9 protein-coding genes are annotated in these 15,858 nt (G+C 36.8%); 2 read left to right on the top strand and 7 right to left on the bottom strand.

Annotation, left to right across the window (positions count from 1 at the left end; translation table 11 throughout):
* Positions 1 to 29: 29 nt before the first annotated feature.
* From KTR07_RS14710 to KTR07_RS14695, 4 genes are all read right to left on the bottom strand, one after another.
* Positions 30 to 2,021 (bottom strand): glucosamine-6-phosphate deaminase, encoded by a 1,992-nt coding sequence (locus tag KTR07_RS14710; protein ID WP_055217359.1) that lies wholly within the window; start codon positions 2,019 to 2,021, stop codon positions 30 to 32.
* A gap of 139 nt (positions 2,022 to 2,160) precedes the next feature.
* Positions 2,161 to 2,946, bottom strand: coding sequence for an amidohydrolase (locus tag KTR07_RS14705; RefSeq protein WP_113748581.1), 786 nt, complete (start codon positions 2,944 to 2,946; stop codon positions 2,161 to 2,163).
* 129 nt (positions 2,947 to 3,075) lie between these two features.
* Positions 3,076 to 3,630 (bottom strand): 1-acyl-sn-glycerol-3-phosphate acyltransferase, encoded by a 555-nt coding sequence (locus tag KTR07_RS14700; protein WP_008766193.1) that lies wholly within the window; start codon positions 3,628 to 3,630, stop codon positions 3,076 to 3,078.
* Positions 3,631 to 3,638: 8 nt separating this feature from the next.
* Positions 3,639 to 3,908, bottom strand: a complete 270-nt coding sequence (locus tag KTR07_RS14695; RefSeq protein WP_008766192.1) for a hypothetical protein — start codon at positions 3,906 to 3,908, stop codon at positions 3,639 to 3,641.
* A 417-nt stretch (positions 3,909 to 4,325) separates the two neighbouring features.
* Here KTR07_RS14695 and KTR07_RS14690 point away from each other — a divergent pair, with 417 nt between their 5' ends.
* Entirely contained in the window at positions 4,326 to 6,410 is a 2,085-nt protein-coding gene (locus tag KTR07_RS14690) for a hypothetical protein (RefSeq protein WP_055217361.1), read from the top strand.
* A gap of 125 nt (positions 6,411 to 6,535) precedes the next feature.
* On the opposite strand, the gene KTR07_RS14685 is transcribed toward KTR07_RS14690, so the two are convergent.
* From KTR07_RS14685 to KTR07_RS14675, 3 genes are read right to left on the bottom strand one after another with little or no spacing between them, the layout of a single operon-like run.
* The gene (locus tag KTR07_RS14685; protein ID WP_008766191.1) at positions 6,536 to 8,284 is read right to left on the bottom strand and encodes a family 43 glycosylhydrolase; all 1,749 of its coding nucleotides are present in this window, start codon (positions 8,282 to 8,284) and stop codon (positions 6,536 to 6,538) included.
* Positions 8,285 to 8,325: 41 nt separating this feature from the next.
* Positions 8,326 to 9,807 carry a family 43 glycosylhydrolase gene (locus KTR07_RS14680; protein WP_217315451.1) on the bottom strand — a complete coding sequence of 494 codons (1,482 nt, stop codon included), beginning with the start codon at positions 9,805 to 9,807 and terminating at the stop codon, positions 8,326 to 8,328.
* 12 nt (positions 9,808 to 9,819) lie between these two features.
* Positions 9,820 to 11,280, bottom strand: a complete 1,461-nt coding sequence (locus KTR07_RS14675; RefSeq protein WP_008766189.1) for a hypothetical protein — start codon at positions 11,278 to 11,280, stop codon at positions 9,820 to 9,822.
* Positions 11,281 to 11,628: 348 nt separating this feature from the next.
* Between KTR07_RS14675 and KTR07_RS14670 the strand changes: the two genes are divergently transcribed.
* Complete coding sequence (locus tag KTR07_RS14670; protein ID WP_181981927.1) at positions 11,629 to 15,681, top strand: hybrid sensor histidine kinase/response regulator transcription factor; 4,053 nt, start codon at positions 11,629 to 11,631, stop codon at positions 15,679 to 15,681.
* The last annotated feature ends 177 nt before the right edge of the window (positions 15,682 to 15,858 follow it).

The raw sequence follows: 15,858 nt of genomic DNA, 5'->3' as shown, positions 1-15,858 counted from the left end.
TATATTCTATTAATTAAGAATTTTCTTTCTTATAGAGGAATGTATTCTACAAATGCCTCCATTGCTTCATACGATGCCAGTCCTAACTGATCATACAACGTTGCTGTGCCACGGTTACGGTCTTCGCTGCGTTGCCAGAACAGACGTTCGTCATTGCCTAAGAACGGAGCGCTTTCCATCTGCGACTGATGCTTCAGGATAGAATTACGTTTTGCACGAAGCTCTTCCGGACTGATAGGCACAGCCATTTCGATGTTCTCAATTTCCCATTCAGCCCACGCACCACGATACATCCAGATACGACAGTCTTTCAACCATTTGGCTCCTTCTTCTTTTTCAAGATCGACAGCAGCGAATACTGCATCCGTACATACACGGTGTGTGCCATGCGGGTCAGCCAAGTCTCCGGCTACGAAAATCTGATGAGGCTTCACTTCACGAAGCAGGTTGCGTACGATCTCTACGTCAGCCTCGCTAATCGGATTTTTCTGAATCTTACCGGTTTCATAGAACGGCAAGTCAAGGAAATGTACCCGATCTAACGGAATATTATTGTATGAAGAAGCAGTACGGGCTTCACCACGACGAATCAAACCTTTGATAGTCAGAATGTCACGGCTGTCCATATCACCGTCTTTCTTTTCTTTCAGGAACTTGCGTATTTCTGCATATTTCTCGCTGATTACCAAGTCTTCGCTGTTATTGAAAATCTGATTGAATCCGTTGATGAAATGCATGAAACGAACCACTTCCTCATCACCTACGGCAATGTTACCGGAAGTTTCGTAAGCTACGTGTACCTCATGTTTCTGTTCTACCAGGCGGCGGAGGGTTCCTCCCATGGAGATAACGTCGTCATCCGGATGTGGAGAGAAGATAACCACACGTTTCGGATACGGTTTGGCACGTTCCGGACGGTAGGTATCATCAGCATTAGGTTTGCCACCCGGCCATCCGGTGATGGTATGCTGCAAGTCATTGAAAATCTTGATATTTACATTGTAGGCAGAACCAAACAATGCCAGAAGTTCGCTCAGACCGTTTTCGTTGTAGTCCTTGTTGGTCAGCTTCAGAATCGGTTTGCCTGTCAACTGGCACAGCCATACGATAGCGCTGCGGATCAGTTTATCATTCCACTCGCAGGATGTTACCAGCCATGGACGTTGAATGCGTGTTAAGTTCATGGAAGCCGAAAGGTCGATCGCTACATGAGCATTGTTGTGAGTTTGCAGATAAGATGCAGGAATTGTGTCACTAATCGGACCTTCCACACATTCTTTGATCATTGCAGCCTTATTTTCCCCCCATGCCAGCAAATATACCTTTTTAGCGCCAAGAATGGTAGATACTCCCATTGTGATAGAGCTGATCGGAGTATTTTCTATCGTTCCGAAAATCTTGGATGCTTCGTTGCGTGATGCATTGTCCAATAAGATCAGACGTGTGGTAGAGTTCAGACGTGAACCCGGTTCGTTGAATGCGATATTACCTACACGACCGATACCCAGCAGGGCAATGTCAATGCCTCCGAAACTTTCGATGCGCTGTTCGTACAGACGGCAATATTCAAAGATGGTATCTTTGGCGATGGTTCCGTCGGGAGTGAATATATTCTGTTTGTCAATATCGACATGATCCAGCAACATTTCCTTCAAAGCATTGAAGTTACTGTTGATAGCATCGGCAGTCAACGGATAGTATTCATACATATTAAATACGATCACGTTACGGAAGCTCAGTCCTTCTTCCTTATGCATGCGGATCAGTTCCGAATAGACATGGCTGGGTGAGTTACCTCCGGGGAGTGCTAGTACGCAAAAGCGTCCTGCTTTCTGTTTTTCGCGGATGGTTTGTGCTATTTCGCAAGCAATGTAGTTAGCCCCTTCTTCTACAGACTCATAAATGTCTGTAGGTATTTTCTCGAGTCTTGTCAAGACTGATTTTTCAAATGCATTCTCCGGTCTGTAGTATCTGGGGGAGACCCTGTGGAGAGTGATTTGAGAACTAAGATTTGTTTTCATAAAGTTGTTAATTAAGTTATGTAAGATTAGAGTCCTTACGACTGTATTTTCACGACAAAGATACAAAAGAAGTCTATATAATTAACTACTAACTTCTAGGTATTGTTGCACCTTCAAATCGTTTTTAACATTTGTTTTATCACGAATGGCGGAGTTGGAATTCGTCTGCATCTTTCCATACCGGAAACTTTTCTCTGAACTGATGAAGTGCGGTCAGATGAAGCGTAGCGGTTGCTATGCCCTCCGTTTCGTCGGGCACGGAAGCCGCTTCTTCTCCGAGCGCTGAATAGATTTTGCTTCCTCCGTTGTATTTCAGCCGATATCCGTCTATACCTACTCTGTTAACCCCGCACACGTAACACTGATTTTCAAGGGCACGGGCACGAAGCAGCGTATCCCATGCCAGGCGGCGGGGGATAGGCCAGTTTGCTACATATATTAATAGGTCATATTGATTGGCTACGTTCCGGCTCCACACCGGAAAACGAAGATCGTAGCATACAAGCAGACAGATATTCCAGCCACGGTAAGGGATAATCAGACGTTCATCGCCTGCCGAGAAATGTTCTGCCTCACGTCCCATGCGGAACAGATGGCGTTTATCATAATAGAATTCTTTTCCTTCCGGTGTCAGGAAGAAAGCGCGATTGTAATATCTTCCGTTGTCTACAGTGATATAACTCCCGCAGATGGCCACTTGAAACAAAGAAGCCCATTGTTTCAGTGTTGCAATCGTCTCACCGGAATTTGCTTCCGCCAGCATATCACTCTGCATACTGAATCCTGTAGAAAACATCTCCGGTAAAACAACAATCTCCGTTGTTCCACGGAGACTTTGCAGCTTCTCGTGGAGCAAACGGAGATTTTCTTGTTTGTTTTCCCAAACGATATCGGTTTGTACTATGGAAATACGAATCGAATCCATGATGCCTGTTTTAAGTAATAGGGAATAAGTAATAGGTAATAAGGAATAAGTAATAGGTAATATACCATACGGAGCAGCATTTCAGCAGCTACGATTAATACTTAATACCTATTACTTATTACTTTATTCTTAAAGTTCTCCAAGTGCAAAATTCTCAGGATGTTTTCCTTTGAAATCCTTGAAGTACAGTTTGATTTCCCGCATATCTTTATTAAGATCTCCCGTCGGCATAATTGCTTTAGTGGACGTTATGGTCTTTGTACTGTAGTCAATACCGATCAGAACGATAGGCACTTGAGCCTTAAGGGCGATGTAATAAAACCCTTTTTTCCAGTTCGGGTTCGCCTTGCGGGTTCCTTCGGGTGTGATAGCCAGATGAAACTTTTTGCATTCAGCAAAATGATGAACCATCTGGTCGACCAGCGAAGTTTTCCGACTACGGTCTACGGGAATTCCGCCTACAGCTTTAAAAATAATTCCTAACGGAAAAAAGAACCAGTCTTTTTTCATCATGAAACTTGTTTTACGGCCTAATGCTCCATAAAACAGTTTTCCAATAAATAAATCAAGGTTCGTTGTGTGTGGTGCGGCACATATCACGCATTTATCATAATTAGGTACCGTAACGTTTGTCTTCCACCCTAACAGGCGGTAATAGATAAAGCTATAAATTGCTTTCTTCATTCTGATCTTTAATTCAATTTCCCGATGGCCTCAATAATCTCGTTAACTTTTGCATTGAAATCTACTCGGAATTTCTTATAAAAGCCTTTCACATTGCCCGGCTCTGTATGGCTGATGCGGCTGACAAATTCATCCTGCATTCTTAAAACTTCAGCCATCAGTTCATCAGCTTTAGCCTTGTCAGTACCAGGGATAAACATACTATTGATTAAGCACTCGGTGAATAATTCTCCTGCGATATAGTTTACGTTCTTTTTAAGTTCTCTTCTACTTGCCATAATATTTACATTTAATGGTGAATAATAAAAATTACTTGGGGTAAAGATAGGGACTTTCTTTGATTCTAGCGAATAAATGGATTGAATTTTTTCTTTTTACTATTTGCTCTCTAAGTGTATCCTGCTTGGATATACAATTGATTAATCAACCGGATTTTGAAATATTGAATTAAAATTGAACAGATTTGAATGAAATTTAGTCAAACGGGGAATTGCCTCGACAAGGATGAGGTATTTTATTTATTACTGTTCCCTTTTGAATGATTATAGTACTTTTTCCCTTTTGAAAAGAATTATCTTTGAATAATTACTTGGAAATAAGATTTTTAATAGCTATAATTAATTAAATGAAAAACAATGGATTTAGATTTATCTAAAAGAAGTAAGCCCTGTTTTAAGAAAAATAGGATGATGTCAATGGGAAAAGTAAAGAATCCTTTTTTAAAGCTTTGTGGTATTGGGTTGTTGACAGTAATATGTATTTCTGTTAAAGCCCAAAAAGTAAACTTTACAGTGAATTCGAAAACTGGAGCCATACAATCAATGAATATTGATAATGATAAACAGAATATGAATTGGCTGATAGCAACAGATGGTAGCCAATATCCTTGGATAAAGGAGAATTATGGTTGGGGACTTGGCTATTTCACTGAGGTGAGAAGAAATCAGAAAAACAAGTTGTTTTGGAATCTTCCTGCCAGTATAAAGCAGGATGGGAGAGAAGTTACTTATCGAGTTGGAGATATATGTATCCTTGTAGAAAGGAGTATGAGAGGAGAAGATTTAATAGAAGAGTATACTTTCCAAAATGATGGAACAGAGGAAATACTTTTATCGGATATAGGCATCTATACTCCATTCAATGATAACTATCCAGGGGCACAAACTTGTATAAATATGCGGGCTAATGCTCATATATGGGAGGGTGATAATGCAGCTTATGTAAACGCGATACGTATGGGGGGATATGCTCCACATTTGGGACTGGTTTTGAGGGAAGGCGAAATTAAAAGTTATGAAATATCAGAGCGTGATAGAAATAAGGGTAACTCTCATACAAGGGGAATTATTTCTTTGAATCTTCCGGATATGAAATTGATGCCGGGTGATGAACAAGTATTTTCGTGGTATATCTTTTCGCATAAAGGTGAAGATGATTTTCGTCAAAAGTTATTGGAAAGAGAGAGTGTTTGGGTATCTTGCAACAAGTATGTATTTGAGAAAGGAGAAACTGCCCTTGTGAAAATATCAGGTGGGCAGATGGTAAAAGGCTGTATGCTTAAAAAGAATGATGTCACTATTCCTATGAAAAAACAAGGAACAGCATGGTATGCTGAAGTAGTAATGGATCAGTTAGGAGAAGTGCGTTTTGATATACTATATGGCACAGGGAAAAAAACTCATGCAAATTGTTTGGTGATTAGTAGTGTGGATGATTTGATTAAAAAACGAGTAGAGTTTATAGTTGCAAATCAACAGATGAAAAGTTCGAATACGCGTAGAGATGCTTATATGGTTTATGATAATGAAAAGAATGAAATATATCTGAATAATACGCATAACTGTAATCCGGTTGACAGGGATGAAGGTGCTGAAAGAGTCGGTATGGGGGTACTTTTAGCAAAGTATTATCAATTGCATCCTGTTGCTGAAGTAAAGGCATCTTTATTGCGATATGCAAGTTTTTTGCGTAATAGATTGCAAGATGCTGACTATAAGACTTTCTCTTCAGTCGATCAGAAGGGACGTAACAGGGCGTACAATTATGTATGGGTAGCGGATTTTTATTTCCAGATGTATAAAATAACCAATGACAAACAATATGCTAAACATGGTTATATGACTTTGCGGTCTATGTTCAAACAGTTCGGACATGGTTTTTATGCCATAGGTATACCGGTTCGCTTAGGACTGCAAACTTTAAAAAATGCTGATATGCAAAGAGAATATCAAGAGTTGGAGAATGATTATATTGCGGTTGGTGATACTTTTTTGAAAAATGGTTTGAATTATCCGGCTAGTGAAGTAAACTACGAACAAGCCATTGTAGCTCCATCAGTCATGTTCTTGCTTCAACTTTATATGGAAACCGGAAGGCAGAAATATTTGGATGGGGCAAAGATTCAAATGCCTGTATTGGAAGCTTTCAATGGCAAACAACCCAGTTATCATTTGAATGAAATAGCTGTTCGTCATTGGGATGGTTATTGGTTTGGTAAGCGGGAAATGTGGGGAGATACTTTTCCACACTATTGGAGTACATTGTCAGGAGCTGCTTTTTATCTTTATTCGCAATGTACGGGAGATCATTCATATAAAGAGCGTGCAGAGAATATTGTGAGAAATAATCTGTGTTTATTCTTTGAAGATGGAAAAGCTTCTTGCGCCTATATTTATCCAAATAAGGTTAACGGAGTAAAGGGCGGATTCTACGATCCATATGCAAATGATCAGGATTGGGCTTTAGTTTATTATTTGCTTGTACAAAATGGTATATATTAACGAATAATGGAATCGTTAAATACAGAAAGCTTAATAGGGTAACTTTTTGTGATCGATGCAAAATGAAAAGCCAGTCAACATTTAAATAGTTAACTGGCTTTTTCTAATACACTTTGCTTTCTTATTTATTGTGGTTTTCCGTAAGCAGCAAATTCATAAATGCCATCTGCCCACATTGCAGAATTGTTTTTATGTACATTGACAACACCGTATACGCGGAGCCGTAAATATCTGTAGAGCGACGGATCTTCAATATTCAGAATTAGAAATCCTACCTGCCAGTTTAATTTGCCGTCTACGAGCATTTTATAACTTTTTCCATCCCGGCTTCCTTCAATGGTATATTTGTAGGCAGCCTCGGAACCGTTAACCAATCTTGTCGAAAGATTAATCTCAGAAATCACGGCTTCTTTCTGCATATCTATGGTAAACATATAAGGAGAACCTGTAGCAGCATTTGAACTTTTCTGGAAATAAGTAGAAGATTCAGTACAAGCTCCATCCGTGATACAATCAGCTTTAATTCCTCTCGCTCCTGGGACAGCGGCTGTCACCGGTACATTTAATGTCAGGTTTTTACCGTTCTGAACAGGGATAATACCATATTTGTCACTAAATTCCAGGTATCTGTAATAATCCATCGAAGCATATCCTTTGTTAAATGCGGCTATTGAAATTCTCGGGAAATTGCCAGCCGGAGTTTTATATTTTCGTTGCGCTCCCCAGTGGTAACTCCATACTCCGCAGGTTTTTCCAACTGTACTGATTCTGTTAAACTGTGCATCAAAAGTAGAATTATTGCCAATTTCTCTCATAGGTGTCCATTCGCCTCCTAAATCAGCGGCAGATGTATACATGGTTTGACTCGGATACCATCCGGAAGCCTTTGAACTGAAGAAATAATATTCTCCGTCTTTTTTGATGATTGCAGGAGTTTCCCGATGTAGTCCTTTACATATTGTATTAACTAATAAAACAGGCTTAGTCCATGAAGGGTCTAGCTTATAGATGTTTATATCTCTGTTCATATTTGTAGCTGAAAGGAGATAAGCTGTACCGTCATCATCAATGAAAAGAGATTGATCTCTAGAGTCATAGCCCAATGGTCGTTCCATAGTGCCTACTTCGAGCTCGCCTTTGGGAGTTATTTGTGCCAGATAGATTTTAGCTGCAACATATCCACTTTGATCTTCATAATGTGCTGAAAGTACTACCTTACCGGTTTTTGCGTTATATCGGAAAGCAATACCCTCAAATTTTACATTTGGGTAAAAAGCCAGTTCACGGGAAGTACTCCAACTACCATTGAGCCCTGTCGGAGAAAAGCTTTCTGTAGCTAGCCATCCTTTGAGTGTTTGTCCATCTACTTCCTTTTCAACGTTTTCCATTTTATAAGAGAAATAAAGCTCCCCAATTTTCATACCCTGAGGTTTTTGGGCAGATTCTTTGGTGATATATTTTCCGTTTAGATTATCATAAACTTTAGTTTCGCCGTTAGGGGTGAAGGTTGTTGCTTGTTGAGAAGCGGACGTGGCTATTTTCTTCCCCTCTTTAAATGCTTCTACATGGTAGGTAAAAGTTTTATCTGCTTTCAGATTATAATCATCGTATGTATTTCCTTTAGCTTCTCCAATACAATTTCCATCCCGGTAGATTCTATAAAGGTCAGCGTCCTCTCGTTGCATCCAATTCAGTTTTACATTGTTGACAGCTTTTTCACCGACAAGTTTGAATACAGTGGCAGTGGCTGCCCAGATATCTGTTGTTATAACTTCTTTCGATTGAGTTGCGAAAGCTGGTTGCAAAGACAGACTACATAGATATATAAATATGAATAAAAAACTATTTTTTGCCTGTTGGCTTTTTATGTTCATAATGTAACAAATTTAATTTATCAGAATTACATATGAGAAATTTATTGGGCTTTCATCTGTTTTAGATTATTAGCCTTGTAGGCATCAGAGAATATATCTGCTTCCTTATATTTATATTTATTGGAATCGAAATATACTGCAAAATCTTGCATTAACTTCTTGGATAGTTCAGTAAGATATAAATTACTTCCGGCAAATGTATTTGAACCGGAAACTGTAACATACTTCTTATCTTTCAGATTTTGTATCTGATAATAACCATCTTCCTGTAGGTTGAACACCCAGCATTGAGCATCATCTTTCTTCTCGGGATTCAGGCGTAAAGTTCCGAACAGTGATTCCAAAAACTTTCCGGTTTTGGTATCTTTTATTTTATATACGTTGGGTATATTAGTCTTTATAAACTCCAGACTTAGATTGATGTCATCATCATCATCCGCTATACTGAAACCATTGGCAGGTTTAGACACTAAACGATCAGAGGTCTTTTCTAATAATGAGTATATATTACCGGGTATGATTTCTGCAGCTCTTTTATAGCGATACATACTATTAAACACGGTTAAATCCCATTGATCATACCATTTTACGACAGGATAGCCTGAGCGCATACTAATGGGCAACCACACATGATGAGACTTTCCTACATCCTTAGAGTTCCAACGGTCACCCATGTATATATAAGCTTTTTCTTTACCCTCCACTTTAAATACATAACAGCTTTGTGAGTTGTAAGTAACTTGTTTGAGTTTATCTACAGCAAAATTGTTCCCTGTTGTCCAGTTCCCCAGTATATCAGTACTGTAGGCACTTCTCCCGGGATTGGGTTCCCAGCCTGTGCAACCGGAAAACAATCCAAAATACATATCCCCAACCTTAAAAATAGCGGGTGCCTCATATTTAAGTCCCTTTAAAATTTTAGTTTCTGTTGGAGTCGGCTCCAGATAATCGTCTCTAAGTAATGCAATATTCATGTTGGTATTCATATCCGTAGAACAGAAATGATATGCTTTTCCGTCTGTATCTACGAATAACGTCTGATCACGGGACTCGTTTTTATTAGGGCGAAATGTTTTGTAAAGTACATAAGGCCCTATTATTTTATCGCTTGTTGCTACACAAACACGTGCAGCTCCATATCCATCTCCACTTTCCCAATGGCTCCACATTACCCATTTCTTAGTTTGGGGATTATAAATTACTTTGGGACGTTCGAACAAACGTCCCTGCGATATATCATTCATGTCTTCTCTGGCTTCACCTGTCGTTTTCATCGACAACCCCAGCCGTTTCCAGTTGTATAAGTCTTTAGATTGATAACAACTTACCCCATTTGATTTAAAACCTGTACGATCTTCTCCAAACCAATAATAAGTTCCTTTTTCGTAAACGACACATCCACCGTGTGCGTTAATTTGCTCCCCATCTATGTCATTCCACAAAACACCCGGACTGATCTGGGTGTTTTGTGAAAAAATAGAGGTGAATGAGAACATAAAGCAGATAAATAGAGTTATTCTCATGTTTTCGTTATTTTAGTCTTCAATATTAATAGTTATTTCGGGCTGTGCAGGGGCATAGGCTCCAGATTCGTCAATTGTGAAATATTCCACATCAGCAGTATTATCTATAAAACCGAATTTGGGCGAGTATGTACGTGATGTGCCGGTCAGTTTAGCGTTGTCTACACGGACAGCTCCGATATCATTTCCCCATCCTCCACGTCCTACTGTAAAGGATACGCGAATTTGGTTACATTCGGCAGAAGTAGTATAGTCCATTGAATAAGTTTCCCAGTTGTCACTGGCAATTTCTGTTATGACTTTTTTTTCAGGGTCTTGCACTTCTTCTATAATCATTTTACCGGTGAGTTTTCCTTCTTTTTTTGCTATTCCTCCTTTTAATAGAGCAGATAGTGTGTAATTTTCATTCGGTACAACATCTACCACTTGCATTAGGATACCATCACTCCAGCCAGCTGCCCATTTATAGGGTCTAATTTCAAAAACATGATTGTCCAGGTCCTGATTATTATCAATTTCTTCAGGAAGAATTTGTTGTTCTGAATTCCAACGGTCGCTAATAACAACATCCCATCCTTCCACTCTACTAACTAACTTCGTTTCTGGATTTATATCAAATTCTCCTTCGAAGTTTGGGTTCTTTAAAAGATTTTCTACTGGTTTGCCAACTTTCTCTGCAAAGTTTGGCTGGGGAGCGTAGTCTATAATTCTAACGGAATCTACAGGAATTCCATCTCTGTAAATGAAGGCACGGTTATCTGGTGTTATGGCAAAACGATAAATATGTGCTTGTCCATCATTATTATAGAACTTACCTTTTCCTCCTGCTTTTCCATTTGTTGCAGGATTGGTAATTTCTTTTTTGTAGGCATTGAATAATCCGATTTCATTAGAGGTAATATATGCTTTGAATCCATAACCTTTTTCGTTTACAAAATAAGGATAAAAGCTTTTCTCCGAGTCATCTGTTTTTATTTTGAATTCGATAGTATATCCTTTTGAATTTGGAGTGAATGCTTTGGTAAATTCCTTATCATTTCCTTTCTTGTAAGCAGGAGATGCTGCAATGTCTTTCACAGGAAGAGCGGTTCCATATCCTTTTACTTTTAAATATGAACGGACGTCTCCACTTCGCAGAATAATTTTCCCTTCAGTCAGTCTTTTAGTACTGTTTAAGGTCACTTTCACTTTTTGTTTTCCAGAGTTGGCTGCTATAACAGTCGGAGTTACGGTGAAACCGTTTGGAGCTGTAATTGTTATTTCTTTGCCGAGTAAAGCCTCGGAATTGACAATGAAGGATGATGATGCGTTTGTACCATTAATCGTTAGTAATGGTAGATGTTCCTCTGTTGAGGTTTGTAAGGCTTCATTTTCTTTTTTATCATCTTTGGGTTGAACTGCATAAGTAGCTGTTGTGCTAATTGTCAGCAATGTCAATGATAAAAACATAATCTTCACATATTTTTTTTTCATGATACAGAAATGTTTTATAAATTAATTATTTATGATTGAACTAATAATCTGTGTTTATTTCTTGCTTACTGAATAGTATAACCAAAATTGATTCGAAATATCAATAGCTTGTTTCCTGTTTGCAAAATTGCTGAATCATATTTATATATAGGTGCTGGAATGATTCAAATACGTATAATTTTAAGTTATCTGATTATAGTGGGATAAAAATCATTCAGAAAGGTTTAAAAATAGACCACATATGTTTGTGGTAGTTTTAAATTAATATATTTTAAGTGATTTATGAATAGTGATAGCTATCTTTATTTTAATATTGCACAAGAAATACGTCTTTATATTAATTCTACTATGAAACATCAACTGAAATTTTATATAGTACTGTTTTTTATTCAATTATTTCCGTGTGCCTTTGCGCAACAAATGTCGGTATCTACGCTTCCGTTAAATAATTATTTGCCTTCAAGTACTGTTTTGCGGGTTCATTGTGACCGGGAAGGCTTTTTGTGGTTAGGAACTAAAGACGGTTTGTGTCGGTATGATGGCTATCGATTACTTGTTTTCCGTTCTGGATTGAAATCACCGGATCTTTTGACGAATAATGAAATTACTTGTATTGCGGAAAATAAAAATGGATATCTATTTATAGGAACTAAAAAAGGTATTAATATACTGGATAAACGAACTTATCAGATAATACCAGTTACACACAATGATTTGAAGGATCAAGAGATTCGAACAATGATAGTGGATAGTGATGGATGGGTATGGGTTGGAACATTAACTTCTGTTTTTCGTTGTTCTGCCGATTTCTCATATTGCAAAAGATATGATTCTACTTTGCCTGTTACTAGTGTGAATTCTATTTATGAAGATGCAGATAAGAATATTTGGGTAACTTTATGGGAAAGGGGATTACATCGATATAATTCAAAAACAGATTCATTTATTGCTATGCCTCAGATTGGAGATTTAAATAATCCATTTAAAGTTTTTCAAGATAATAAGAAGCAACATTGGATTTTAACATGGGAAAGCGGAATCTTTTTACTTTATCCAGAGGAGAAAGATGATTTGATGTATAGTCATGTAGATATAAAAAGTAATGAACATTGGGATAAGAATGGTTGTTTTAGCATAACTCAGGATGATAAGTATGGTTATATATGGATTGTATCTACACAGGGACTTTATGCACTTCAAAAACGTCCTGGAAATATAATTAATACTGTTGATATATCTCATATTTCTTCTAAGTTAAATAATATTTTTAGTGAAATAGTAAAAGATAAGTCAGGTAACTTATGGATTGCTGCTTTTAATGAAGGAGTATCAATGATTGATTTAAATAAACCATTAGTGCAGAATTACTCTTTTCCTGTTATTCGGGAAAAGACGGGGTTTGTTACAAATATAAAGAATATATATGAAGATAAAGAAGGAGATTTATGGATAGATCAGAATCGTTGGGGAATAGGAATTTATAATCCAGATTCTAATAAACTTCTCTTTTATACAGATATCCCTTCTCTAAAAAACATTGCTAATCTGAAAAATGTAAGCTGCATTACCTCTGTTCCATTGCTTAATGAGATTTGGCTGGGTTCTGAGTATTATCCGGAAATTTACAAGGTGAAGAAGGATAAAAAAGGAGTAGAGCTATTGGGAACTTTGAAATTAACAGATTACGTAGATAATTCAGGATTTCCGCGTTTATTTTATACTGATAGTAATCATAATCTTTGGGTGGGAACAACTAAAGGTATTTTGGTTAAACCGGCAAAGGAAAAGATACTTCAAGACACTAAATTTCCATTTGTAGATATAATAGGAATTAGAGAAGGTAAAGATGGTTCATTATGGATTAGTACAAGAAAGCAAGGTGTGTATAATGCTAAAATATCCTCTGATCTGACATTAGAAGAAAAGAATTTAAGAAATTTGAAAACTCATGCAGAAGGAGTAATAAGTGATAATATTGGAGCAATCTGTGTGGATGATAATGGTTTGGTGTGGATGGGGAGTCAGGATGGAGATGTGTTCACTTATGACCCTCAAACAAATAAAGTGGAAAACTTATCCGATATGTTTGATATGCTTGAAGAAGGTATTTTTAATATTATAACAGATCAGTTGGGACATATTTGGATTTCTACCAATAAGCGGGTAATTGAATACGACCCTAAAAATGGTGGTATCATGGACTACTCGACAATGACTGATGTGATGGTAAATTCTTTTATGCCTAATTCTTATTATAAAACTCGTTCTGGGAAAATACTGTATGGAGGAAATAAAGGAATCTCAGTATTTACTCCTTATGATCATTTGTCTGATAATCCTCGTAGAATTAGAACGATGGTGTCAGATGTCAAGATAGATGGTGTTTCTAGTCTTTTGGAGAAAAACAACCAACGTTTTAATTTAAGAAGTCAGATCATTTCTTTAAATGCAGGAGATAAAAATATTGAGATAGATTTTTCTTCTTTAAATTATGCGTTTCCTGACAAAATTAAATATGCATATAAAATGGATGGAGTTGATGATGATTGGGTGTATGTCAGAGGCGATCGTCAATTTGCATTTTACAATCAATTACCTAAAGGTAAACGTACTTTTTATCTAAAGACAACTGATGTAAATGGTTTATGGAGCAATTATATAGCAGAAGTTCAGGTGTTTAAACAGCCAGCTTTCTATGAAACATTGTGGGCTTATTTATTTTATATTGTGTTTACACTTTTATGTCTGTATCTTTTCTATCACAGGATGAAGCGTCGTATTCAGTTGCGGCATGAACTGAGAATAGCTCAGATAGATAAAGAGAAGTCAGAAGAATTGGTGCAAACTAAATTACGTTATTTCACAAATATATCACACGATTTATTAACTCCCTTAACTATTATTACTTGTTTGATCGATGATGCGGAAATGACGAATGGTAGTCGGATTTCGCAGTTAACTATGATTCGTTCTAATGTGAATAAATTACGTAGACTATTACAGCAAATTTTAGATTTCCGTAAGGTGGAAAGTGGGAACATGAAATTATCTGTATCAAAAAGTGATGTCATATCATTTATAGATGATGTTTGTAAGATACACTTTACTCCATTGATGAGAAAGAAAAATCAAACCTTTACATTTTTGACTGAAGATAGACATTTGATGGCTTATTTTGATAGAGATAAACTAGATAAGATAGTATCTAATTTATTATCTAATGCTTACAAATATACAGCTAATGGTGGAAATATAAAATTAATAGTAGATTCATATTGGGAGTCTGAAAATCATCATTTGCGAATACAGGTCGTTGATACCGGAGAAGGTATTGCTCCTGCTGATTTGGAGAATGTTTTCAAAAGATTTTATACAATAAATAAAGGAGATGAAAGTGAATCTAATGGGATTGGGTTATCCTTAACAAAGGATTTAGTGGAGTTACATCATGGCACTATTAATGTTGAAAGTGAATTAGGTAAGGGAAGTACTTTTACTGTAGATCTTCCCATTAATAAAGATAGTTATCAGGAAGATGAATTAATATCAGAACATATTTCGGTAAATGGCATAAATACGGATCTTATTTTAGAGAAAGAAGAATTGATTGATTCAAAGGTTGGCGAAGGCGAAGATATGCAAATAGCTGACGTTCATTTGTTATTGGTGGAGGATAATGAAGAATTGTTGTTTTTGATGGAGAAAATTCTATCCAAGCATTATCATGTACTTATTGCAAAAGATGGATTAGAAGCTCTGAACGTTATAAAAGATAATGAAATAGATATTATTATAAGTGATGTGATGATGCCTGAAATGGATGGTCTAGAGTTTTGTCGCACTTTAAAGTCAAATTTGGAAACCAGTCACATTCCTATCATATTATTAACAGCTAAAAATACCGTGGAAGATCGCATTGAATGTTATAATGCGGGAGCGGATGGATATATATCCAAGCCATTTGAATTAAAAATATTAGAGGCTCGTATTAATAATTTTATAATGCATAAGAAAAACAAACAAGAAGAGTTTCGATCTAATGTAGAAGTCAATATTGATTCTTTAGAACCTTCTTCTATGGATAAAGAGTTTTTGGATAAAGTGATTTCTGTTATAAAATCAAATATGTCGGAAGGAGATTTTGATGTGGTTCAATTAGCGGATGCATTAGCTGTGTCTAAGTCTTCTCTATATAGGAAAATGAAAATAGCAACAGGACTGTCACCCATTGAGTTTATTCGAAATATAAGACTAAAACATGGTAGTCAGTTATTGAAGGATAAATCAATATCTGTAGCAGAGGTAGCTTATGAATGTGGATTTTCTAATCCTAAATATTTTGCAACTTGTTTTAAAGAAGAATTTGGTGTAACTCCAAAGGAATATCAAAAATCTTGTTAGGATAAAAAATAATATGAACTTAAAATGCACAAGTACGTATCTTAATGGAAGATGCGTACTTTTCTATATATCAATGATCTATCCCTTTTGAATGATTTCTGAACTTATATTGAACGATTTTTAGACCTATGATAGTTAATAGCGATTATGGTCCAATTTTGGAGGTTTTTGAATGAT

The sequence above is a fragment of the Bacteroides sp. MSK.20.82 genome, assembly GCF_019052485.1.
In the GTDB taxonomy this organism is placed as follows: domain Bacteria; phylum Bacteroidota; class Bacteroidia; order Bacteroidales; family Bacteroidaceae; genus Bacteroides; species Bacteroides thetaiotaomicron.
The sequence above is the reverse complement of the archived record's forward strand: the minus strand, read 5'-3'. Positions and strand labels throughout refer to the sequence as shown.